At 62.3% G+C, this 23543-nt stretch carries 23 protein-coding genes; 4 read left to right on the top strand and 19 right to left on the bottom strand.

Annotated elements, in window-relative coordinates; genetic code table 11:
* Positions 1–13: 13 nt before the first annotated feature.
* The 3 genes from CLU93_RS13500 to CLU93_RS13490 all read right to left on the bottom strand — a co-directional run bounded on the left by CLU93_RS13500 (position 14) and on the right by CLU93_RS13490 (position 3640).
* The gene (locus tag CLU93_RS13500) at positions 14–1045 is read right to left on the bottom strand and encodes an arginine N-succinyltransferase (RefSeq protein ID WP_071075183.1); all 1032 of its coding nucleotides are present in this window, start codon (positions 1043–1045) and stop codon (positions 14–16) included.
* 107 nt (positions 1046–1152) lie between these two features.
* Positions 1153–2394, bottom strand: coding sequence for an acetylornithine/succinylornithine family transaminase (gene astC, locus CLU93_RS13495; RefSeq protein WP_071075182.1), 1242 nt, complete (start codon positions 2392–2394; stop codon positions 1153–1155).
* A 301-nt stretch (positions 2395–2695) separates the two neighbouring features.
* Entirely contained in the window at positions 2696–3640 is a 945-nt protein-coding gene (locus tag CLU93_RS13490; protein ID WP_099761864.1) for a GlxA family transcriptional regulator, read from the bottom strand.
* Positions 3641–3771: 131 nt separating this feature from the next.
* On the opposite strand from CLU93_RS13490, the gene CLU93_RS13485 reads away from it, so the two are divergent.
* The 3 genes from CLU93_RS13485 to CLU93_RS13475 all read left to right on the top strand — a co-directional run bounded on the left by CLU93_RS13485 (position 3772) and on the right by CLU93_RS13475 (position 5535).
* Positions 3772–4206, top strand: a complete 435-nt coding sequence (locus CLU93_RS13485; protein WP_165829557.1) for a MarR family winged helix-turn-helix transcriptional regulator — start codon at positions 3772–3774, stop codon at positions 4204–4206.
* A 45-nt stretch (positions 4207–4251) separates the two neighbouring features.
* Complete coding sequence (locus tag CLU93_RS13480; RefSeq protein WP_071075179.1) at positions 4252–4536, top strand: hypothetical protein; 285 nt, start codon at positions 4252–4254, stop codon at positions 4534–4536.
* A gap of 153 nt (positions 4537–4689) precedes the next feature.
* Positions 4690–5535, top strand: coding sequence for an HDOD domain-containing protein (locus CLU93_RS13475; RefSeq protein WP_099761863.1), 846 nt, complete (start codon positions 4690–4692; stop codon positions 5533–5535).
* Here CLU93_RS13475 and CLU93_RS28205 read toward each other — a convergent pair.
* The 9 genes from CLU93_RS28205 to queA all read right to left on the bottom strand — a co-directional run bounded on the left by CLU93_RS28205 (position 5532) and on the right by queA (position 13916).
* Positions 5532–5705: a hypothetical protein gene (locus tag CLU93_RS28205; protein ID WP_180287849.1), complete on the bottom strand. Its 174-nt coding sequence runs from the start codon at positions 5703–5705 to the stop codon at positions 5532–5534. The genes CLU93_RS13475 and CLU93_RS28205 overlap by 4 nt on opposite strands.
* A gap of 188 nt (positions 5706–5893) precedes the next feature.
* A complete protein-coding gene (locus CLU93_RS13470; protein ID WP_099761862.1) occupies positions 5894–6520 on the bottom strand; it encodes a glutathione S-transferase family protein in 627 nt (208 codons plus the stop codon).
* 74 nt (positions 6521–6594) lie between these two features.
* Complete coding sequence (locus tag CLU93_RS13465; protein ID WP_165829559.1) at positions 6595–7296, bottom strand: helix-turn-helix transcriptional regulator; 702 nt, start codon at positions 7294–7296, stop codon at positions 6595–6597.
* Positions 7293–8042, bottom strand: coding sequence for a hypothetical protein (locus CLU93_RS13460; protein WP_143451739.1), 750 nt, complete (start codon positions 8040–8042; stop codon positions 7293–7295). The genes CLU93_RS13465 and CLU93_RS13460 overlap by 4 nt, the downstream gene beginning before the upstream one ends.
* A 73-nt stretch (positions 8043–8115) precedes the next feature.
* Entirely contained in the window at positions 8116–9138 is a 1023-nt protein-coding gene (secF, locus tag CLU93_RS13455; protein ID WP_099761860.1) for a protein translocase subunit SecF, read from the bottom strand.
* A gap of 90 nt (positions 9139–9228) precedes the next feature.
* A complete protein-coding gene (secD, locus tag CLU93_RS13450; RefSeq protein ID WP_099761859.1) occupies positions 9229–11094 on the bottom strand; it encodes a protein translocase subunit SecD in 1866 nt (621 codons plus the stop codon).
* Between the two features lie 95 nt (positions 11095–11189).
* Positions 11190–11522, bottom strand: coding sequence for a preprotein translocase subunit YajC (yajC, locus tag CLU93_RS13445; protein ID WP_099761858.1), 333 nt, complete (start codon positions 11520–11522; stop codon positions 11190–11192).
* A gap of 196 nt (positions 11523–11718) precedes the next feature.
* Complete coding sequence (gene tgt / locus CLU93_RS13440; RefSeq protein WP_071075171.1) at positions 11719–12858, bottom strand: tRNA guanosine(34) transglycosylase Tgt; 1140 nt, start codon at positions 12856–12858, stop codon at positions 11719–11721.
* Positions 12859–12860: 2 nt separating this feature from the next.
* The gene (gene queA, locus CLU93_RS13435; protein ID WP_099761857.1) at positions 12861–13916 is read right to left on the bottom strand and encodes a tRNA preQ1(34) S-adenosylmethionine ribosyltransferase-isomerase QueA; all 1056 of its coding nucleotides are present in this window, start codon (positions 13914–13916) and stop codon (positions 12861–12863) included.
* Positions 13917–14094: 178 nt separating this feature from the next.
* Here queA and recG point away from each other — a divergent pair, with 178 nt between their 5' ends.
* Entirely contained in the window at positions 14095–16197 is a 2103-nt protein-coding gene (gene recG / locus CLU93_RS13430; protein ID WP_099761856.1) for an ATP-dependent DNA helicase RecG, read from the top strand.
* Positions 16198–16319: 122 nt separating this feature from the next.
* On the opposite strand, the gene CLU93_RS13425 is transcribed toward recG, so the two are convergent.
* The 7 genes from CLU93_RS13425 to CLU93_RS13400 form a co-directional block, all read right to left on the bottom strand.
* Positions 16320–16811: an REP-associated tyrosine transposase gene (locus CLU93_RS13425; RefSeq protein WP_099761855.1), complete on the bottom strand. Its 492-nt coding sequence runs from the start codon at positions 16809–16811 to the stop codon at positions 16320–16322.
* 229 nt (positions 16812–17040) lie between these two features.
* Positions 17041–17166: a hypothetical protein gene (locus tag CLU93_RS28580; RefSeq protein ID WP_257224955.1), complete on the bottom strand. Its 126-nt coding sequence runs from the start codon at positions 17164–17166 to the stop codon at positions 17041–17043.
* On the bottom strand, positions 17166–18380 hold the full coding sequence (locus CLU93_RS13420; RefSeq protein WP_099761854.1) for an MFS transporter: 1215 nt from the start codon (positions 18378–18380) through the stop codon (positions 17166–17168). Before CLU93_RS13420 ends, CLU93_RS28580 begins: the two co-directional genes overlap by 1 nt.
* 11 nt (positions 18381–18391) lie before the next feature.
* Entirely contained in the window at positions 18392–19381 is a 990-nt protein-coding gene (locus tag CLU93_RS13415; RefSeq protein WP_099761853.1) for a Gfo/Idh/MocA family protein, read from the bottom strand.
* Position 19382: 1 nt separating this feature from the next.
* Entirely contained in the window at positions 19383–20201 is an 819-nt protein-coding gene (locus CLU93_RS13410) for a DUF3025 domain-containing protein (protein ID WP_099761852.1), read from the bottom strand.
* Positions 20202–20208: 7 nt separating this feature from the next.
* Entirely contained in the window at positions 20209–21273 is a 1065-nt protein-coding gene (gene pyrC, locus CLU93_RS13405; RefSeq protein WP_099761851.1) for a dihydroorotase, read from the bottom strand.
* Positions 21274–21392: 119 nt separating this feature from the next.
* Complete coding sequence (locus CLU93_RS13400) at positions 21393–23528, bottom strand: dynamin family protein (protein WP_099761850.1); 2136 nt, start codon at positions 23526–23528, stop codon at positions 21393–21395.
* Positions 23529–23543: the final 15 nt, after the last annotated feature.

Raw genomic sequence — 23543 nt, 5'->3', positions numbered from 1 at the left:
AATGTTCTCTCGGTTAAATACGCACGCAAATGACGCTGTCGCCTTCGGCCACGGCCAGCGCTTCGAGCAGCTCGGGCGGCAAGCCGACGGTGTCCTGCGCTTCAAGCGCATCGCAGGTAAAGGTGACGGCGCGGAAGTTGCGCTCCGCGCCCGACGCGACCGCGTAATGCACTTTCAGGCCCGTGCGGCTGGGCGTGACGCCTGCGACGACGCGGCGCGTGAGCGAGCCCGTAAACGAGCGCAGCGCATGCTTGTGCGCCTGCAGGATCGGACCGCCATCGAAGATGTCGATGTAATCGTCAGCCTCAAAGCCTTCTTCCGTCAGCAAATTGAACGCCAGTTCGCCACTCGGGTGGATCTGGCCCATGGCCGCCTGCGCGTCGCCTGGCAGCAGCGGTACGTACACGGGGTAATGCGGCATCAGCTCGACGATCAGGGTGCGGTTGCGCGCGCCGCCGATGACTTTTTCGGCATCGAGGAAATCCATCTGGAAGAACTTGCGGCCCAGCGCATCCCAGAACGGCGACTGGCCGTTGGCGTCCGTGATGCCGGCCAGCGGCACGAAAAAGCGGTCGCCGAAACGGTGCGGCGCCAGCACGGCAAACAGCAGCCGCGCGCGCGACAGCAGGGCCGCTTCCAGGCCCGCCTGCTCCATATTGCGCACGTAAAAGCCGGACAGCTGCGAATACGCCGTCAGCTCGGAGCACAGGGTCAGCGCATGCACGCTGTGGCTGATGTTCAGGTCGCGCGAGACTTGCTGGATGACGTCGTTGCGAAAGGAAAAATAGGTGCCGTTCGAGCCGGCCGAGGCGAAGATGGCGGCGGTACCAAAGATGCTCTTGTCGAGCAGGGATTCAAGCACGAAGAGATACGACTCTTCGCTGGGGATGTCGACATGGGCGGCAAACGAGGCGATGGAGCGCTCGACGGAGGCGGCGATTTTTTCGCGCGTCTTCGGCAGGGTATGGACACCCGGCATGGTTACCGCGGCCAGCGCTTCGAGGGCTGCGATATCCGCAATTTCTACCGGACGGACAACATACATGGGTACTCCTTCAATGCTGACGATACTTGGGCTCAATACCCGGGTAGAACCAAGCCGGCCCGCAGCAAAGCGGCGGGCCGGTGATCAAACAGGGAGCGAGGCTAGCCTCAGGCTTTCAGCATGCCGTCGATGGCGACGCGCAGCAGACGGCCCGCTTCGGCAATCTGCTCGTCCGAGACGATCAGGGCCGGCGCCAGGCGCACCACGTCCATGCCGGCGATCAGCACCATCAAGCCTTGCGCTTCGGCCGCCTTCTGGATGTCTTTCGCGCGGCCCTTCCAGGCATCGCTGACTACCAGGCCCAGCAGCAAACCGCTGCCGCGCACGATGGAGAACACTTGCGGGTAATCCGTGATCAAGCCTTGCAGCATGGCGATGGTGCTGACGCTCGCTTCCTTCACACGCGCCAGGAACGCTGGCGTGTTGATCGTTTCCAGTACGCTCAAGGCCACAGTAGCGGCCAGCGGGTTGCCGCCGTAGGTGGTGCCGTGGGTACCGACGGACAGGGTTTGCGCCAGTTCATTCGTGGTCAGCATGGCGCCGATCGGGTAGCCGTTGCCCAGCGCCTTGGCGGCCGTCAGGATGTCCGGCGTGACGCCATAGCCCATGTAGGCGAACAACGCGCCAGTGCGGCCCATGCCGCTCTGGACTTCGTCGAAAATCAGCAAAGCACCCGTCTTGTCGCACAGGGCGCGCAGCTCTTTGAGGAATTCAGGATTGCCCGGCACCACGCCGCCTTCGCCTTGTACCGGCTCGACGATCACGGCGCACACGTCATCGCCGATGGCGGCGCGCGCCGCTTCGATGTCGTTGTAGGCGATGTGGTCGATCGACGGTGGCAGCGGCTCGAAGCCTTCCGTGTACTTGGCCTGGCCGCCGACGGAGACGGTAAACAAAGTGCGGCCGTGGAAGGAGCTCAAGCACGAGATGATGCGCGACTTGTGCGCGCCGAATTTGGTGTGCGCGTACTTGCGCGCCAGTTTCAGGGCCGCTTCGTTGGCTTCCGCGCCCGAGTTGCAGAAGAAAGCGCGGTCGGCGAAAGTCGCTTCCGTCAGGGCCAGCGCCAGGCGCAGCACCGGTTCGTTGGTGTAGCCGTTGCCCAAATGCCACAAATTATTGATTTGCTTGGTCAGCACGTCGACCAGCACAGGATGGCAGTGGCCCAGGCTGTTGACGGCGATGCCGGAGGTGAAATCGAGGTAATGCTTGCCGGTCTGATCCCACAGATCCAGTCCGGAACCGCGCACGGGAACCATGGCTGCAGGGGCGTAGGTAGGAACGAGGACCTGGTCAAAGGTATCCCGGGTGACTGGACGAGCCGTTACGGTCGAATCAAGCTTGGCATTCATAGCATTTCCCCATCAATATGTTAGGTACTCCGCAGCTACGACAGCTACGTGTGTACTGCATTATAAAAAGCGGGATGCTAAAACTCTTTTGAATCTGCGACAAGGATTTTCACAATTCATCACAGCTTCCTTGCCGCTGACTAAGAGCCTATCCCAGTAGATGAATACATCCCCTGCTGGCGCCCCTCAGAAGCGGGGACTGCGTTGATCGTCGTTGCGTGGCTCGCCACGCGTCCTCCTCACGCCTTGTCCGCGCTCCTGATGCGCTGCCAGCAGAAGACGCTCCCTACTGGGATAGGCTCTAAGCTGGTGGCATGAGCTTTCTTTGCCGCTCTTCGCGCGGGGTATTGCCAAACAGGGTGCCAAACGCCGTGGAAAAGTGCGAACCGGAGGAAAAGCCGCACATCAGGCCTACTTGCACGATGGAATAATGTGTATCGAGCAATAGTTGCCGCGAGCGCTGCAGGCGCAGCTCCAGATAGTAGCGCGACGGCAAGCTGCCCAGGTATTGCTTGAACAGCCGTTCCAGCTGGCGCCGCGACAGGCCCACCAGGCTGGCGATGTCATCGGTCGACAGCGGCTCCTCGATATTGGCTTCCATCAAGGTGACCGCTTCGGACAATTTCGGCTGCAGCACGCCGAAACGCGCCTGCAAGGCCACGCGCTGGCGTTCTTCCTTGCCGCGTACCTTGTCCACGCACAACGCTTCCTTGACGAGCGCCTGCACGTCGGCGCCAAAGATGGTTTCGATCAGGGTCAGCGAAAAGTCGATGCTGGCCGCGCCGCCGCAGCAGGTAATGTGCGGGCCGTCGATGTCGAACAGGTGCGGCGTCAGGATGGCGCGTTCGGCCTTCGCTTCCGCATCGGCGTACAGGGCCCAGGGCAAGGCGATGCGCACGCCATCCATGACGCCCGCGTCGGCCAGCCACAGCACGGCTGCGCCCACGCCACCCCAGAATGGCGCCGAACGGCAGCGCTCGATCACGGCCCGGCACAGCTCGGCGCGCAGCGGCGCCTCCGTTTCATCGGCCACCAGCAGCGCGATATGCCAGTTGCCGCCCTGCGCGGCCACTTGCTCGGGCGTGCGCACGTCCAGTTGCAGCGCGTCCGGCCCCAGTGCCCGCGCGCACAGGCGCAGCGGCTGCACCAGGCCCGCCCAGGTAATCGACTCGGCATCGCCGGCATGGACCAATAGCAGGCGCAGCGGTTTGTCGAGGCCGATACGGGAAAGATTAGCGAAAGACATCGGCGGGACGGACCAGGGGCAAGGGCTGAGTTGCCCACATGATACCGGACTTCCGCCCCATCGAACCCTTGATGCAATAACGCCGCTGCCCCGGCGGAAAAAAGCGGGATGGAAGGATATAATCACACCCCATGGGTGAACGATATTTAAAAAGTATCCGGCTGCTGGCCGAATGCATGCAAGGCTTCGAGCGGTTTTCAGGCGACTTCGTGCGCCAGTACGGCTTGACGCATGCACAATTCGACATCATTGCCACGCTCGGCAACACCTGCGGCATGTCCTACAAGGAACTGGGGCAGAAAACCCTGATTACCAAGGGTACCTTGACGGGCGTGGTGGACCGGCTGGAGCAAAAGGGGCTGGTGGTACGCGAACGTTGCAACAAAGACAAGCGCTCCTACTTCGTGCGCTTGAGCTGCGAGGGTGAACAGGTGTTCCATGACGTGTTCCCCAAGCTGACAAAGCAGGGACAGCGCTTGTTTGACGGCTATACCGAAGACGATTTCATGCGCTTGGAAACCACCCTGGCAAGCCTGAAACACGCCATCGCCAACGGCCACAGTTGATCATTCACCAAGCACAGACATTCAAACAAGACAAAGGAAACCAAGTTGAAAACCACACTGCTCGACGGCAAAAAGCCCGCTCATTTCGATAAACACATCATCGGCAACCTGCTGCTCAACGCCAGCACGCCGGAACTGGTACGCCAGGAAAAACTGATCATCGGCGTGCGCAACGAAGACGGCGAAATCTACCGCCTGATCGGCGCCACCAAGCACAACAGCTTCATGAATGCCGTCGAGGAACTCTTCGACCTGGGCTTGACGGATGAGCTGGAAGACAGCGACGAGCTCGTTGAAGGCTGCGACGCGATCTTCAGCGAATCTGACTGATAGCGCTCGCATAATCCAAAAAGGGCATGCCGCTGATCCAGTGGCCTGCCCTTTTTCCGTTTACGGGGGTTTACTTGCCTTTTACTCGCTTGTTTGCGAAAAGATCACGCTTAAAAAGTTCCGTACGGAAATATTGCGAGTATAATTTTTTCAATGAACAGACTCGACGCCTTTAAAAGCATCGCCGCACAAGCCGCTCGTGGCGAGCTGACCTTTCCTGCCAATGTGAACGCTTCGCTCAAGCTGCAAGAGGCGCTGGCCGATCCCGACTGCCATATCGAGGCCGCTGCCAAGCTGGTGCAAGCCGACCCGCTGCTGGCCGCGCGCACGGTGGCCATCGCCAATTCGGTGGCGTTCAACCGTTCCGGCAACGAAATCACCAGCGTGCGCAATGCCGTGCAACGGCTCGGCGTGCGTACCCTGCAGTCGGTGGTAGCGTCGCTGATCGTGCGCCAGCTGGGCAGCACCATTACCGATCCCGTGCTGCAGGCGAAGGCCAAGCAGTTGTGGGAACATACGGCCCACGTGGCGGCCCTGTCGCAGGTACTGGCTCGCCGCGTCACCAGGGTGGACCCCGATACGGCCCTGTTTGCCGGCATCATGCATGAAGTGGGCGGCTTTTATCTGCTGTCACGCGCAGCCGAATTCCCCGGCATCCTCGACGGCGAACCGGAGGACTGGGTCGAACATGGCGAACAAGCCATCGGCCATGGCGTATTGACCAAACTGAAGGTGCCGGAAGCCGTGATGGGCGCCATCGCTGCGCTGTGGGAAGGCTTGCGCGCCATCCCGCCCGAATCGCTGGGCGACACCTTGCTGCTGGCGAATGACCTGGCGCCCGTCTCGTCGCCCCTCAACGAAAGCCCGGCCGCCATCGCCGTGCGCGCCGCCCGCGCCGCCGGCAGCATCGATTGCGTGATCGGCGATGCGACCCTGTCGAGCATCATGGAAGAATCGGACGATGAAGTGCAGTCGCTGCTGAAGGTGCTCGTGCATTAATCCTGTTTTACCGGCACCGGCGGCATGATCGGCACGCCCGGCGCCGGCTTCTTCACGTCGACGATCAGCACATGCTTGTCCATGGCCTGCGTTCCCTGCTTCTGCTGGGCGACTTGCGTGGCGACCGCCCGGGTACTCAAGAGTGGCTTCGGATGGCGTGGCATGAACATGGCGTACCTGCTGACAGTGGGAGACGCCGCATCTGTGCAGCGATGATCAATTTATCAAGCCGCTATGCCCAAAAAAAACCCGCTCGAAAGCGGGTAAAGTCCAAAGCTAGGGATGTCCTGAAAGAGACAGCCCTATCTTATGTGGTGCGCCGCACCGGCTCCGTGCGCTGGCACACTTAGCGGGCAGATTATCCCAGCAACAGCTGCACATCCGTTTCCTGCCAGGCGCGCAGCTGCCGCACGCGGGCAAACCACGCCTCGATATGCTGGTACTGCGCCAGCGGCAGCCGCACCGCCTCGCTGTACATCAACGGCGCGGCCACGGCAAAGTCGCTCAGGGTCAGGGCGTCGCCGCTGAGCCAGTCGCGCTGCGCCAGATGCGCGTCCAGCACCACGGCGCACTCATGCAGATCGCGCTCGCCGCGCGCCTCTTCCAGCGGGTCCGCCGGACCATTGCCCGTCATGCCCTTCCAGGCGCGTTCCCAGGCCAGCACGCTGATGGCCGGCGCGAAGTGCTGCGCAGCCCAGAATAGCCAGCGGTTGACGTCGGCGCGCGCTTGCGGCGCCTGCGGATAAATCGTCTGGCCCGGCACCTGCTCGGCCAGGTATTGCATGATGGCGCACGATTCCCACAGCAGGAAATCGCCATCGGCCAGCACGGGTACCTTGCCGTTCGGGTTCAGTTCGGCCAGGCGACGGCGGTCGTCCGCATTCATCAGGTCGACTTCGGCCAGTTCCAGAGGCAGGCCAAGGTGGATCGCCGTCATCAGGGCACGGCGGGCATTCGAAGACATGGGGTGGTGGTACAGGCGCATGGTGGATGGCTCCGGTGAGTGAAGAAGCCACTATCGTAGAACCAGTCACTGACAGTTTTTGTCAGGAGCGCATCTCACGATTCCGGATCAATCTCATGCGCCTTGCGCCAGGTATCCAACAGCACATGGCGCCGCGTGGGATAGCGCTCCTCATGCTGCTGCACGTCGGCGATACGGTCGATGCGGAAATGCCGGTAATCGCCACGCAGCTCGCACCAGGCGGCCAGCAGGCGCTTGCCTTCAAAAAAGGCCAGGGCAAACGGCCACACCGTGCGCGAGGTGGCGCTGCCGTGCTCATCCTGATAGGCCAGCGTGAGCTTCTGTTCATAGCGGATGGCCTCGCGCACCGGCTGCACGTAGCGGTCGGCCGGCTGCGTGCCATCGGCGGGACGGCCCAGCGGCACCCACAGGCTGGTCTCGGCCATGCTGTCGCGCAGGTCGCGCGGCGAGGCGGCCGCGATCTTCGCCAGGGCATTGCTGGCCGCCTGCGCCAGGCCCGCATCACCCTGGCGGCGCACCCAGCGCGCGCCCAGCACCAGCGCTTCCAGTTCATCGGGTCCGAACATCAGTGGCGGCAGAAAGGCGCCGCGGCGCAGCACATAGCCGATGCCGGCCTCACCCTGCAGGGGTGCGCCCAGTTCGGCCAGGGTCTGGATATCGCGGTAAATCGTGCGCTCCGATACCCCCAGCTGCTGCGCCAGCTGGGCCGCCGTGACGGGCACGCGCTTGGCGCGCATGGCGTCCATCAGCAGGAACAAACGGCCGCTGCGGCTCATGGACAAGCCTGCAAAGCCTGGTCGCCCATCACCAGGGCCGACAGGGCCGGCACGTACAGATAGCCGTCTGGCGCCAGGCGGGCCGCGCGCAGGCCTTCGTCCACGCCGGCGATGCCGTAGCAGCGCTGCAGGCGGGCGGCGGCCGGCCACCAGTGGACGGCGGCATCCTGGTCGGGAAAGCGCTGGCGCACGCCATCGGCCTGCGCCGCCACCTGCCGGAAATCGCGGTAGAAGGCGGGGGCGATGCCCAGCTCCGCGGCAAACGCCGCTTCCAGCGCCGCCACCTGCGCCAGTTGCACGGCCAGCGCCGCAGTTTCACGCTCCAGCTCATCGGCCGGTACGCCCGCCTCGAGCAGGCTGCGGCGCATGTGCTGCGGGCCTTCCTGCGCGCGCAGAAAGGCTGACTCCTGCAGTGCCAGCACGGCGATGTCTGGAATGCTTGTATGGTGCGCGGCCGGGAAAACGTACAGAGCACAGCTGCCGGCACACACGGTGTCGATGGCGAGGCGCCATTGCTGCTGGCGCAGGTAGCGCCCCAGCAGCATGGCCGCCTGCGGGTCGCCGCCATCGCTATTGATGCGCAGCACCGTGGTCGCTGGCGTGGCCAGCTGCCGCAACTGATCCACGTCGCCCTCGGCGATGGCGCCGCGCAGGGCGATGGTATCGCTGCCTACGCGGCGCAATTCCGCGGCACTGCCCAGCGTGCCGATGCCAGCCATGAGGCCCATCACTATCAAACGCTTCATCGTCATCCGTTACAAAAAAAAACGACCACCGCGCGGGTGATCGTTCTTGAATTCGTCATGCAAGAAACTGCGCTTACACCACGGCGCCGTCGGTTTCGTCTTTTTCCTTGACCGGCTTGATCAAGTCTTCGCGCTTGACGCCCAGCCACATGGCGATCGAGGCCGCGACGAACACGGACGAGTAAATACCGAAGCAGATACCGATGGTCAGCGCCAGTGCGAAGTGGTGCAGGGTCTGGCCGCCGAAGACCAGCATCGACAGCACCATCATCTGGGTTGAACCGTGGGTGATGATGGTACGCGAAATGGTGCTGGTGATCGCGCTGTCGATCACTTCATGCACGGTCGCCTTGCGCTGCTTGCGGAAGTTTTCGCGGATACGGTCAAAGATCACCACCGATTCGTTGACCGAGTAGCCGAGCACCGCCAGGATCGCCGCCAGCACCGTCAGCGAGAATTCCCACTGGAAGAAGGCAAAGAAGCCCAGGATGATCACCACGTCATGCAAGTTGGCGATAATCGCCGAGACCGCGTATTTCCATTCGAAGCGGATGGCCAGGTAGATCATCACGCCCAGGATCACCATCACCAGCGCGTTCAAGCCGTTCTGCGTCAATTCGTCGCCCACTTGCGGACCGACGAATTCGACTTTCTGCAGCACCAGCGCTTCGTTGCCGGCGGCGTCCATACAGGCGGTCTTGATGACGTGCTCGCCCTTGTCGGTGACGGTATCGATGCCCTTGGTCGTGCCTTGCTCGACCTTGCACAGGGTTTCGAACACGCGCTGCGAGGTATTCGCGGCAGTCACGCCCTTTTCCACCGGCAGGCGGATCATCACGTCGCGCGCCGTATCGAAGCTGGTCACGCCAGGCTCTTCGTAGCCCATGCCTATCAGGGTGCCGCGTATGCCTTCAAGGTTGGCCGCTTTCGGGTACTTCACCTCCAGCACGGTGCCGCCCTTGAATTCCACGGACAGGTGCAAGCCCTTGTGGAACAGGAAGAAGACGGCGGCAAGGAAGGTCACGGCCGAGATGACGTTGAAAATCAACGCATGGCGCATGAAGGGAATATCTTTTTTGATCCGGAAAAATTCCATGAAATCCTCTGAGTTCTATTCTGTGCGTCCGGCGGTTGTGCCACCGGACGCGATCGCTGTTGTCGCTATTGGGTGAGTCGGGGCCGCCGCTTATTTGCTCGTGCCCGGCACCCACACCGTGCCGATCGACAAGGTCGTCAGCTTTTTCTTGCGGCCATACCAGAGGTTGACCACGCCGCGCGACACGAACACGGAGGAGAACATCGACGTCAGGATGCCCAGGCAATGCACGACGGCAAAGCCGCGCACGGGACCGCTGCCGAAGGCCAGCAACGCCAGGCCGACGATCAGGGTGGTCACGTTCGAGTCGAGAATCGTGGCCCATGCACGGTCGAAGCCGGCGGAGATCGCCGCTTGTGGCGTACTGCCGGCACGTAACTCTTCACGGATACGTTCATTGATCAGCACGTTGGCGTCAATCGCCATGCCCAGCGCCAGCGCGATCGCGGCGATACCTGGCAGTGTCAGGGTCACCTGGATCATCGACAGCAGGCCGACCAGCAACAGCAGGTTGGTGGCCAGGGCCAGCACGCTGAAGGCGCCGAACAGCATGTAGTAGGCGATCATGAAGATGGCGATGGCGATGAAGCCATACAGGGTCGAGTGGAAGCCCTTGGCGATGTTTTCCGCACCCAGTTGCGGTCCGATCGTGCGTTCCTCGATGACGGTCATCGGTGCGGACAAGGCGCCCGAGCGCAGCAGCAGCGCCAGTTCATTCGCGTTTTCCGCGCCGCCCATGCCGGTGATCTGGAAGCGCGAACCGAGTTCCTGCTGAATGGTCGCCACCGACAGCACTTCCGGCTTGCCCTTTTCAAACAGCACGATGGCCATGCGCTTGCCCACGCGCTCACGCGTCGCTTCGCGCATCTTGCGGCCACCGTCGCCGTTCAGGTCGATCGACACGGCCGCTTGCTGATTCTGGTCGAAGCTGGCCGTCGCGCTGGAGATATAGTCGCCCGTCAGGATCACGTCTTTCGACAGGACGACAGGCACGCCCTTGCCAACGGTAAACAATTCCGAGTTGAACGGAATGGCGCTCGACAGTTCCGTGCCAGGCACGATGCCTTCGTCGACCAGGCGCACTTCCAGCGTCGCCGTGCGGCCGATGATGGCTTTCGCGCGGGCCACGTCCTGTACGCCAGGCAATTGCACCACGATACGGTCAGGACCTTGTTGCTGGATCAGCGGCTCGGCCACGCCCAGCTCGTTGACGCGCTTGGACAGGGTGGAGATATTCTGTTTCACGCCTTCGTCGATGGTCGCCTTCAGGGCCGCCGGTTTCAGGGTGATGTTCAGTTTCAAATCGCTGCCTTCGCCCGCATCGGCGAAAGCCAGTTCCGTCATCTGGTCGGACAGCACATTTTTGGCCTTCAGGCGCGTATCGGCGTCACGGAAGTTGATCTGCACGCTGTCACCCACGCGCTCGATGCCGGCGTGACGGATATTCTTGTCGCGCAACACGCTACGCGCGGCGGACTGGACGCCCTGGACTTTCTTGTTCAGTACGGCTTTCGCATCGACCTGCATCAGGAAGTGCACGCCACCGCGCAAGTCCAGGCCCAGGAACATGGGCAAGGCATGCAATTTTTGCATCCACAATGGGGTATTGGCTTGCAGGTTGACCGTCACGATGTACGCAGGGTCGCTGGCATCCGTATTCAGGTCCTTTTCCAGCACCAGTTTCGCCTTGAACTGGGTATCGGGATCGGCGAAACGCACGCGCACGGAGGCGAGGTTGCCAGCGCCATCCATGGTGACACCTTCCGACTTGACGTTTTCTTTCGTCAATATTTCCGCGACTTGCGTCATCAGCTCGCTCGTCACTTTGACGGTCGACTTGCCGCTGGTTACTTGCAGCGCCGGTGATTCACCGAAATAATTGGGCGCCGTATAGAGTGCGCCCAGCAATAAGGCGACGACGATGATGATGTATTTCCAGGCAGGATAGCGATTCATATTGATTCAGCGTTCAGTGTTGAGCGTCGGAGGCGTCGCGAGGGGCGGCGGATAGCCGCCCCGGTCATCATTGCCTAGGCAATGACAGCGAGGAATTACAGCGCCTTCAGGGTGCCTTTAGGCAGCAAGGTGGTGATGGAGCTCTTTTGCACCGTGATTTCGGTGCCGGTCGCCACTTCGATGGTGACGTAAGCGTCCACTACCTTGACAACACGGCCCAGCATGCCGCCAGCGGTGACGACTTCGTCACCCTTGGCCAGCGCATCCATCATCGCCCGTTGTTCTTTGGCGCGTTTTTGCTGTGGACGGATCATCAGGAAATACATGACCACGAACATCAATACCAGCGGCAGGAAGCTGGTCAGGTTGCCGCCGAAGCCCAGGGCGTCGGTTGGGGCTTGCGCATAAGCGTTGGAAATGAAAAACACGGTGACTCCAGTTCTAATCAGTTTGAAAAAATAGCGCTGTATTCTAGCATTGGCTATACGCCGCAACCCGAATTGCAGGCATGGCAACTTTAAGTGGGGCTAAAAAGGCATTATGCAATGCTTTATCGCCCCAGTCCAAGCACCAATACACAAAACTTCCAGCCTGGCTGCCGCCAGGGCGCAAGCTAAGCTTTTCTTAAGTTCCGCGTGCGCGTTCCGCATGGAATTGCAGGGTAAACGCGTGGAAACGGTCTTCATCGAGCGCTTCACGCATCTGGCGCATCAAGTCCAGGTAGTAATGCAGGTTGTGGATGGTGTTCAGGCGCGCGCCGAGGATTTCCTTGGAACGGTGCAAATGGTGCAGGTAGGCGCGCGAGAAATTGCGGCAGGCGTAGCAGCTGCATGTTTCGTCGAGCGGCGCCTGGTCTTCCTTGTATTTGGCGTTCTTGATCTTGATGTCGCCAAAACGGGTGAACAGCCAGCCATTGCGGGCGTTACGCGTCGGCATGACGCAGTCGAACATGTCGATACCGTTCGACACGCCCGCGACCAGGTCTTCCGGCGTGCCCACGCCCATCAGGTAATGCGGCTTGTTGGCCGGCAGGCGCGGGCCCACGTGGGCCAGCATGCGCATCATGTCTTCCTTCGGCTCGCCGACGGACAGGCCGCCGATGGCGATGCCGGGGAAATCGATCTCTTCGAGCTTGGCCAGCGACTCGTCGCGCAGCATTTCGAACATGCCGCCCTGCACAATGCCGAACAGCGCATTCGGGTTTTCACCGCGGTGGAACTCGTCCTTCGAGCGCTGCGCCCAGCGCAAGGACATGCGCATCGACTTGGCCGCTTCCTCGATGGTGGCCGGACGCCCTTCAATCTCGTACGGCGTGCATTCGTCGAACTGCATCACGATGTCGGAATTGAGGACGCGCTGCACCTGCATCGACACTTCCGGCGAGAGGAACAGTTTATCGCCGTTGATGGGCGAATTAAAATGCACGCCCTCTTCCGTGATCTTGCGCATGGCGCCCAGCGAAAACACCTGGAATCCGCCCGAATCGGTCAAGATCGGCTTGTTCCAGCCCATGAAACCGTGCAAACCGCCGAACTTCTCCATGACGGTGTTACCAGGACGCAACCACAAATGGAACGTGTTGCCCAGGATGATCTGCGCGTCGATCTCGTTCAGTTCCAGCGGCGACATCGCCTTGACGGTGCCGTAAGTGCCCACTGGCATGAAGATCGGCGTCTGCACGACGCCATGGTTGAGTTTCAAGGTGCCGCGGCGTGCCTTGGTCAGGCCGCTCGTGTCGGTCTTGAGTAGTGTAAATTCCAGCATGGTCAGTCTTTCACGGGAGTATCAAGGTTCAGTGCAGCGCGCGATTGCGTGGTCAGCAGCATCGCATCGCCATAGCTGAAGAAACGGTAGTTCTGCGCGATCGCATGCGCGTAGGCGTTGCGGATCGGCGCATAGCCGGCAAAGGCCGACACCAGCATCAGCAGGGTCGACTTCGGCAAATGGAAGTTGGTGATCAGCCGCGTCACCGTTTTGAAGGCATAGCCGGGCGTGATGAACAGGGCCGTATCGGCGCTGCCCGCCACCAGCTGACCGCTTTGCGAAGCCGACTCCAGCGCGCGCAAGCTGGTCGTGCCGACGGCCACCACGTCGCGCCCGGCAAGTTGGGCGGCGCGCACGGCATCGACGGTGTCCTGCGGCATGGTGTACCACTCGGTGTGCATCTTGTGTTCGGCCAGTACTTCCGTGCGCACGGGCTGGAAGGTGCCGGCGCCCACGTGCAGGGTCACATAGGCAAAGTTGACGCCCTTGGCCTTCAATTGATCGAGCAGGGCCTGGTCGAAATGCAGGCCCGCCGTCGGCGCGGCGACAGCGCCCGGCACCTTGTTGAAGACGGTCTGGTAGCGCGTTTCATCGAACTCGTCGGCATCGTGCTCGATGTAGGGCGGCAGCGGCAAGCGGCCATGCGCCTCGATCAGCTCAAATACGTCGGCCTCGAAATGCAGGGTAAAGAATTCGCCGGCGCGCTGGCCCACCGTCACGTCGAAGGCGTCGGCCAGGCGGATGCGGCAGCCGGGCGGCGGCGACTTCGAGGCGCGCACCTGGGCCAGCACGGTGCGCTCGTCGAGCACGCGCTCGACCAGTGCCTCGATCTTGCCGCCGCTTTCCTTCACGCCAAAGAAGCGCGCCTTGAGTACGCGCGTATCGTTCATCACCAGCAGGTCGCCCGCCTGCAACAGCCCGACAATGTCGGCGAACTGGCGGTCGACCAGGGCGTCGCCGTCCAGATGCAACAGGCGCGAGGCGCTGCGCTCGGCCAACGGAGTTTGCGCAATGTTTTCTTGCGGCAAATTAAAATCGAAATCGGAAAGCGAATACATGCGTTTTGCTTCAAAAGTACGTCAAAAATGATTAGGAGTGCGCAATGGAACATCTGGCACTATACTGTGCGCCTATACAGGCATTACAATAATCCGCCGCAACAATTTCCGACTGCGGTACGCACAGGGTGTGCCGGACAACCCTCTATTTTACGCTAGCGGCACAAAAATCTCCGATATGTCCGAACCCAAGCCCGATCTTCCTCCCACAGCCAAGCCGGCCGCCAAGCCGAAAGCCGCCAAAAAAGTGGTCAGCACGGAAAGCCGGCTGGCCAAACTGGGCTTGCGCACGGATATGGACCTGGTGCTGCACTTGCCGATGCGCTACGAGGACGAGACCAAGGTCTACACGATACGCGACGCCTGCCTGCGCGGCGGCGAGTCGTGGCAGGTGGAAGGCGTCGTCACCAACTGCGAAGTCAATTTCAAGCCGCGCAAGCAATTGCTGGTGACGATCGCCGACGAAACGGGCAATTTGCTGCTGCGTTTCATGAATTTCTACGGCAGCCAGGTCAAGCAGTTGGCCGAAGGCACGCGGGTACGTGCGCGTGCCGAACTCAAACACGGATTTTTTGGCGCCGAGATGGTGCACCCGACGTATAAAGTGGTCAACGAGGGCGCACCCCTGCCCACGGCGCTGACGCCCGTGTATCCGTCCGGCGAAGGCTTGTCGCAGCACGTGCTGCGGCGCGAGATCGCCGACGCCATGCGCCGCATCGACTGGCACGATACCTTGCCTGACGAGCTGTTACGCCAGATGCAGCTGTCGCCGTTCCGCGCCGCCGTGCACCTGCTGCACTATCCGCCGCAGGACATCGATGAAAGCGCGCTGATGGACCGCTCGCACCCGGCCTGGGTGCGCATGAAATTCGATGAGCTGCTGGCGCAGCAGCTGTCGCTGAAACGCGCCCAGCGCGCGCGCCGCTCGAAAGGCGCGGCGTCCTTGCCCATCGTCGGCAAACTCTCGGCATCCTTTGCCGCCGCCCTGCCCTTCAAGCTGACGGGCGCGCAGGCGCGCGTGCTCGCGGAAATCCGCGCCGACCTGCACCAGCCGTATCCGATGCAGCGCCTGCTGCAAGGCGACGTCGGCAGCGGCAAGACGGTCGTCGCCGCCTTGTCCGCCACGCAAGCGATCGACAGCGGCTACCAGGCCGCGCTGATGGCCCCCACCGAGATCCTGGCCGAGCAGCACTTCCGCAAGATCGCCGCCTGGATGGAGCCGCTGGGCGTGAAAGTGGCCTGGCTGACGGGTAGCCTGAAGAAAAAGGAAAAGACGGCCGCGCTGGCCCTGATCGAATCGGGTGAAGCGCAGCTGGTGATCGGCACGCATGCGCTGATCCAGGACAACGTGCTGTTTGCCAAACTGGGCCTGGTGATCGTCGATGAGCAGCACCGCTTCGGCGTGGGCCAGCGCCTGACCCTGCGCAACAAGGGCGACAGCGCGGCCGTGCCGCACCAGCTGATGATGTCGGCCACGCCGATCCCGCGCACCCTGGCCATGACGTATTACGCCGACCTGGAAGTGTCGGTGATCGACGAGCTGCCGCCGGGACGCAGTCCCATCGTCACGCGCGCCATCGACCAGAACCGGCGCGACGAAGTCATCGCCCGCGTGTATGCGGCCGCGCTGGAAGGGAGGCAAGTGTACTGGGTCTGCCCGCTGATCGAGGAATCGGAAGCGCTGCAGCTGCAGACGGCCACCGACACCTACATGATGCTGGCCGAAGCCCTGCCCGCGCTGCAGGTGGGCCTGGTGCACGGCCGCCTGAAGCCGGCGGAAAAACAGGCAGTGATGGATGCATTCATCGCCGGCCAGATCCACGTGCTGGTGGCCACCACCGTCATCGAGGTGGGCGTCGACGTGCCGAACGCCTCGCTGATGGTGATCGAGCACGCCGAGCGTTTTGGCTTGTCGCAGCTGCATCAGTTGCGTGGCCGCGTGGGGCGCGGCACGGCGGCCAGCGTCTGCCTGCTGCTGTACCAGGGCCCGCTGGGAGGCGTGGCGCGCCAGCGCCTGATGACCATGCGCGAGACGACGGACGGTTTTGAAATCGCCCGCCGCGACCTGGAAATCCGCGGCCCAGGCGAATTCCTTGGCGCGCGCCAGTCCGGCCAGGCCATGCTGCGCTTCGCCGACCTGGAGACGGATCAATGGCTGGTCGATCAGGCGCGCGACGTGGCGCACGATCTGCTGCACGCCACCACCGCAGCGGCGGCGGCCACCGTGGAAGCGCATCTGGCGCGCTGGCTGGGTGGCAAGGAAGAGTTTTTAAAGGTGTAAATCTGGTATTGCTGGCTTTTAGGTGTTGTCGGATTACGCGATAGACGTGGCGGCAAGTCGGGTAGGTCGGGTAGGTCGGATTAGCGTAGCGTAATCCGACTTCTGACGTAATCCGACAACATTCACTCCCGTCCAACACCCTCAATCGCCACACCGTCCCCACCCCAATCCTCTGCACACAAGCCGTGCTTGACATACCTGTGAAAACTGGAATACGGCCAATCGATAACTTTGCCCACTAAACCATGTTTGACAGGGTTGTATTGGATGTAATCGACATGATTTATCAAGTCGCGTTCGTCGCGTAGCACATGCTCCCAGTAGCGATGCTGCCAAACGTCTTTCAATCCTGCATGCTTGCTGAACCATATCTTGATCAAGCGCCAGCGCGTCATGAAATCGGTATCGACGGCAGGCAAGGTCCAGATGCAGTGCAGGTGATCGGGCAGGATGACAATGGCCTCGATGTCGAATGGCCGTTTCTGGCGCACGGCGCGAAAAGCATCCCGCAGCACGTCCACGGCAGTGGCGGTAGCAAAAACGGGCCGGCGACGGGCAGTCACCACCGTGAAGAAAAAGCTGCCGCCTGGCTGGTATGCGCGTCGGTATCGCATGATTTCGGGTGTTGTCGGATTACGGCCTGCGGCCTAAGCGCCATCGATATTGCTTATTTCCCGATGTTGTCGGATTACGGCCTGCGGCCTAATCCGACCTACGCAAATACGCTGACGGCAGGTCGGGTAGGTCGGGTAGGTCGGATTAGCGTAGCGTAATCCGACTTCCAGCGTAATCCGACTTCCAGCGTAATCCGACTTTTCGCAAACTACCTTGCGCCCGCGCAGCCTACATGCACATCCAGAAGCGGTTCGCCAGGTCGAGCATGAAGTCCGGCCGCAGATAGGCCAGGAAGACGACGGCCAGCAGCGCGGCGCCAGCCAGGCGCCACAGCCATGTGCGCCAGCTGGCCACTACGCGGCCACCGCCACGCGCTTGACGGCGCGCTCGTCGATGGGCAGGTTGATCAGCGCGGCCAGCAAGCCCAGGCCGATGGTGATCATCCAGACGATGTGGTAACTGCCCTGGTGCTCGTACAGATAGCCGCCCAGCCACGCGCCCAGGAAACTGCCCACCTGGTGCGAGAAGAACACCATCCCGGCCAGCATCGACAGGTGCTTGACGCCGAAGATGCCGGCGATGATGCCGTTCGTCAGCGGCACCGTCGACAGCCACAGCACGCCCATGCCGGCGGCAAACAGGTACACCGACCACGCCGACAATGGCGCCAGCAGGAACACGGTGATGACCACGGCGCGCGTCACGTAGATGGCCGACAGCAGATAGCGCTTGGCGATCTTGCCACCGAGTTTGCCCGCGTAATAGGAGCCGACGATATTGAACAGGCCGATCAGCGCCAGCGCCGTGACGGCGATGTTCGGATTCATCAGGCCCTGGTCCTTCAGGTAGGCCGGTAAATGCACACCGATGAAAACCAGCTGGAAACCACAGACAAAATACCCTGCCAGCAGCAGCCAGAACGAGCGGCTGGCGATGGCTTCGCTGAAGGCCGCGCCCACGCTTTGCTGCGGGCCGCTGGCGTGCGTCACGGGCGGCTCGCGCAGGTAGAAGGCCATCGGGATCATGGCCAGCAGCACCAGCGCAGCCAGCACATAAAAGGCGTTTTGCCAGCCCACGGCGGAAATCAGCTGCTGCTCCACCGGCATCATCAGGAACTGGCCGAACGAGCCGGCCGCCGACGAAATGCCGAAGGCCCACGAGCGCTGCTCGGGCGGCGCGCTGCGCCCGATGATGCCGCTGATGGCGCCAAAGGCAGTGCAGGCCAGCGCCAGGCCGATGAAGATGCCGGAGCCGACAATGAACAGGGTGGGCTGCGTCACGAGCGCCATCCACACCAGGCCCGCCATGTAGCTGATGGCGCCGACGATGACGACGCGCATGGTGCCGAATCGGTCGGCCGCCATGCCGGCGAACGGACCGAAGACGCCCCACATCAGGTTTTGCATGGCCAGCGCCAGCGAATACGTTTCGCGCGTCCAGCCATTCGCTTGCGAGATCGGCTGCATCCAGAAGCCCAGCCCATGGCGCACACCCATCGCCAGGGTCAGCACGACGCCGCTGGCGATGAGGACGGTTTTCAGGCTGGGACGCGATGAGGGCAATGTCATGGGGTTCCTGATTACGCCTGGTCGGCTTGGTAGACGAGGCCGATCTGGCCACGCATGGTGTCAAGGTTGTGCATCAGGGCCACGCTGTCCGCGTGCGGCATGACGGGGCTTTCCAGCAGGCCGGCGCGGATGCATCGCATCGCTTCGATGGCCTCATGCGCGTAGCCATTGCCCAGGTGGGGCATGGCGACGACGCGGCGTGCGCCATCCATCGTTTCGACGATCAGATGATCGGGTTTGTAAAAACGGTTGGGCAGGCGAATCCGCCCCAGGCTGCCGGAAATGGTCATTTCCGTCGGCGTTTGCGCGCGCAGGCTGCAGGCGCAGGACGAGGTGCCACCACCCGCGTGCAGCAGGGAAAACACGACCTGCTCATCGACGCCGGTGGCGCCCATTTCAGCGAGCGCCTGCACCTGCGATACCGCGCCGAGGAAAAACGCCGCCATCGACAGCGGATAGATGCCCACGTCGAGCAGCGCGCCGCCGCCCAGTTCGGGGTTGAACATGCGGTGCTCGGGCGGGAAATCGGCGACAAAGCCGATATCGGCCTGCACCTGCTGCAGCACGCCGATTTCGCCGCTGGCGATGATGCGCTGCGCTTCCTGCACGGCTGGCAGGAAGCGGCTCCACATGGCTTCCATCAAAAACAGTTTTTTATCGCGTGCCATATCGACCACGGCCTGCGCTTCGCGCGCGTTCATGGTGAACGGTTTTTCGCACACGACGTGCTTGCCTGCGGCCAGGCACAGCAAAGCGTTTTCCGCATGCAGGGTGTGCGGCGTGGCGATGTAGATCACGTCCACGCCGGGGTCCATGGCCAGCGCCTGGTAGGAACCGTGGCAACGTTCGATGCCGAATTCGGCGCCAAAGGCCTGTGCGCCGGCATCGCTGCGCGAAGCGACCGCCACCAGTTGCGCGCCGGGCGCATCGCGCAAGCCCTGGGCCATCGCGCGGGCGATCTTGCCGGTGCCGAGGATGCCCCAGCGGACGGTGTTTTCCATGCTATTGATCTCTTTCTGCGCCTGCTGCCTTGCGCTTCGGGCGGAACACCGCCGCGTCATTGTAAAAATCGTCGTCCTGGCCCTCGCACCAGCCGGGTAAACCGAGCACGGGTAGCGGCGTGAAGTCGGCTGTCGTCAAGCCATCACGGGCCAGGTCTTGCGCCACGCGCTCGTCGAGCCAGGCGCGGCGTGCCGCATCATCGAGTGCGAAGTAGGCGTCGCCGGCAAAGATCACGCGCGTGTGCGCCGTGATGGCCTTGCGCGGCGCCACCAGTTTTTCCATCAGCGCGTGGCCGAACAGCCAGACATCGGCGTCGCCGCCAGCGCCAAATTTCTCACGCTGCGCAATGAACGCGCTGCGCCAGTCGTGCCCGCGCAGCGCCGCTTCCAGCGCGCGTCCGGCATCGCTGTCGCGCAGCACCAGCAAGGCGGAATTCTCATCGAAAATCGTCGCGCCGTCGCGTGCCGGACCGCGCGACTTGCCGACGCCGGACAGGGCAATCTGCGCCGCCTGCAGCGCATTCAATTGCCGCTTGATGCGGGGGAAAGTGAGCCACACGAGCGCGTTGAAAAAATCGTGCAGATTGTCGCGCGTGGGCACGCCGCCCGTCGCGCCGATGAACTCTTCATAGGCCACGCCTTCGGGCAAGTCCGCTTGCGGCACGAAGGCCAGCGGCAGGCCGGTGGGATTGCGCAAGTCCAGCGCCCGCGCCCGGCCGTTCAGCGCGACGATCACCGTGTCGCGCTGCAGGTCCAGCTGCCGTCGCGCCGGCAGCACCGTGGCAAACCAGGGGCGGGTCCAGTCTATCGATGGGAGCATGAAGCGCTTAGACCATTTTCCAGTTGATCTGCTCGCCCGCGTTGAGCGGAATCACATGGCTGTCGCCCAGCGGCAGCGAGGCTGGCAAGGTCCAGCTTTCACGCTTCAGGGTGATGCTGTCCGTGTTGCGCGGCACGCCGTAGAAGGCCGGGCCGTGGAAGCTGGCGAACGCTTCCAGTTTATCCAGCGCGCCGGCCCGTTCGAACGCTTCGGCATACATTTCCATCGCGTGCAGGGCCGTGTAGCAACCGGCGCAGCCGCAAGCCATTTCCTTGGCGCCTTGCGCATGCGGCGCCGAGTCGGTGCCGAGGAAGAAACGCTCGTCGCCGCTGGCGGCGGCCGTCATCAGCGCCAGGCGGTGCTCTTCGCGCTTGAGGATGGGCAGGCAGTAGTAATGCGGACGGATGCCGCCCTTGAAAATCTCGTTGCGGTTGTACAGCAGATGGTGCGCCGTGATGGTGGCGGCGATCGGGCCTTCCGCTTCAGCCACATACTGCGCCGCATCCTTGGTGGTGATGTGTTCGAACACCACGGACAGGGCCGGGAAGGCGCTGCGCAGCGGACGCATCACGCGCTCGATGAAGACGGCTTCGCGGTCGAAGATGTCGATTTCCGGGTCCGTCACTTCGCCGTGCACGAGGAAGGGCATGCCCACTTCCTGCATCACTTCGAGCACCTTGTAGCAATTCTTCAAATCCGTCACGCCCAGGTCGGAATTCGTCGTCGCGCCGGCCGGATACAATTTGACGGCTTGCACGATGCCGCTGTCCTGCGCGCGGCGGATTTCGTCGGGCGAGGTGTTGTTCGTCAGGTACAGCACCATCAGCGGATCGAAGTTCACGCCTTCGGGCACGGCGGCCAGGATGCGCTCGCGGTAGGCGCTGGCGTCCGCCGTGGTGGTGACGGGCGGCTTCAGGTTCGGCATGACGATGGCGCGGCCGAACTGGCGCGCGCTGTGCGGCAGCACGCTGGCCATGACGGCGCCGTCGCGCAGGTGCAGATGCCAGTCGTCAGGACGGGTGATGGTGATGGAGGATGGGACGGCGGCTGGGGTGTGATCGAGTGTGGACATGGCGGCTGCTCTCAGGCGGTCATTGCGAATAACGCCATTTTACCAGCCGCGGGGCAGCCTTTGCAGGCCAGTCACCCGCCTGGGCGATAAGCAGTTTCAGGTGCCTGATCGCTTGATTGTCAGGCTTGAGTCTCAAGGGTGGCAAGCACGCCGGCCGCGAGCACGGCAATCCTGGCGCCAATCGCGAGGTCATTTTCCTTGTCTGCAAACGCCTGCTGCAAGGACGACAACTCCTGCCGCAGATCCGCCACCATTTGCTGCTCCAGCGAGGCACGAACGCCATCGAGTTGCTGACACAACTGCGCTACGCCAAGCTCAAAAGCACTACCAATATCCTGGAAGACATCCTGCAAGGCTTGGGTCAGCGACGCCCTCAAGCGCGCCATGTGCTCGGGGTCACGTATTTCACCCTTGAAACGGCTACCGATACCGGCACCGATACCGCTGACCTCCAGTTGCAGCTCGGGTAACACCAGGCGCTCCATCGATGCTTGCAAGGTCCGGCGAAAGTGACCTGGATCGAAAGCGGCATCATCGGTATCGAGGGCGCGCAACAATGCGCTGCGCAAGGCCGCCAGCAGTTCCCCGCGGTTGACGACGCGGGCGAAAGCGTGCTCGATATCGGCGGCGCTGGTGCGGCCATACGTCAACACTTGCTCCACAGCATCGGCCGCAGCCATATATGTATAGCTGCTGGTATAGCTGCGATAAACGGTCTCGGTATTGCCCCAGGAAAAGGGGTTATACCAGCGCGAGGTGCTCACTTCATGCGATGAGGTATGGGTTTCCGTTCCCGATTTTTCTTTCAGGTTGGAAAAGTCGGCCATGGCGCCTTTCAATTGCGCCAGCATGGTATCTCTGGTGCGCCGTGCGGCCTGTGTATGCTTGTCAATTTCCTGTGTCAGGCAGGTGACGATATCGGCGATACGGTGCTCACAGGCCTGGCGCTGGCGCTCCAGGGTGGCAAGATCGCCTGTTTGCAGTTGCTGGGCGCGCCGTTGCGCCGCATCCGTCAATTCACGCAAACACAGGCCGAGTTCACGCCGTGCGCGCGGCAAGACGTCCTGGCGCTGCTGCTCCAGCAGGTCGTGCTTGTCCAGCCGTGCCTGCTCATATGCGGCCTTGAGCGCATCAAAGTTGGCCAGCCGGGCCCAGTCTTCGTTGCTGATGACTGCGCCATTCCAGCATTGCCTTGCCATCGCCTGCATCTGGCCATGCACATGATGCATGTTCTTGTTCCAGCGATGCTCGGGCCAACTGGCAAAGCCATGCGCAAAGGTACTGGCAAAGACGGGCGCACGCAGGCCATGGAGCATGGCCGCCAGTTCACCACGGCCTTGCGCCTGGCGTTCATTGGCAAGCTTGTCCATCGCCTGCGCCGCACGCCGCGACAGCCGCGACTTGATATTATCTTCGGTGGCGGCGAGCGAGCTTCGGTCATAACCATCATCGAGCAGCACGGAATCGTACTGCCCGGCGACCAGTACGATGCGCTTGACGCCTTTGCCTGGCAATTGCAGATGCAGCAGATCGGTATCGGATTGATCCAGGAACTGGCTGCAGCGGGACAGGAAAAACACCACGTCGCACTGCGCCATGTATTCCTTGGTCTTTTGCGTGCGGCTGATCACCGGATCATTCATGCCCGGCGTGTCGACAAGATCAAGCCCGCGCAGTTCCTCCATGGGCAGTTCAAGGCTGGTGGCCTTGACCAGGGCCGTATAGCGGCCGTTCTCGCCTGCGTAGTCATTGAGCGGCAGCTGTTCTGCATGCGTGGCGACCAGCCGCTCGCTGCCCTTGGCCAGGGTGGCGGCGATATCGACACCTCTGTCACGGGCCATGTTGACCAGTTCACGCGCGACCCTGGCGCCATCGTCTTGTGCCACGCCTGCCGCCATGTCAACGATACCGGCCCATTCCTGCGGGCTGTAGTACTCCACCGTCAGCACCGGCGCCGGGCCATGCGCGATGCGCGTCAGGTTGGCCGTCTTCGGCGTGGCAGCTTCGGGCAACACGGGGCGACCATCAAACAGCAAGGCATTCAGAAAGCTGCTTTTCCCCGCCTTGACCTGGCCGATGATGCCGATGCTTAAATGCTGCCGTGCCTGGTCGAAGCGTGTCATTTGCGTCAGGAAATCCTGGCGCTGCACGCCAAGCGCACTGATTTCGTGCTGAAAATGCGTGCTGCGCCAGGCTTCCAGCGCTGCGCACAGGCCGTTGAGCTGGCGCTCGAAATCCATCAATTGATGATTCATTCAATTCTTCCTGCG

This window comes from Janthinobacterium sp. 35, assembly GCF_002754575.1.
Classification (GTDB): domain Bacteria; phylum Pseudomonadota; class Gammaproteobacteria; order Burkholderiales; family Burkholderiaceae_D; genus Janthinobacterium; species Janthinobacterium tructae.
Note: the sequence above shows the minus strand (reverse complement) of the source record. Positions and strands in the feature narration are given on the sequence as shown.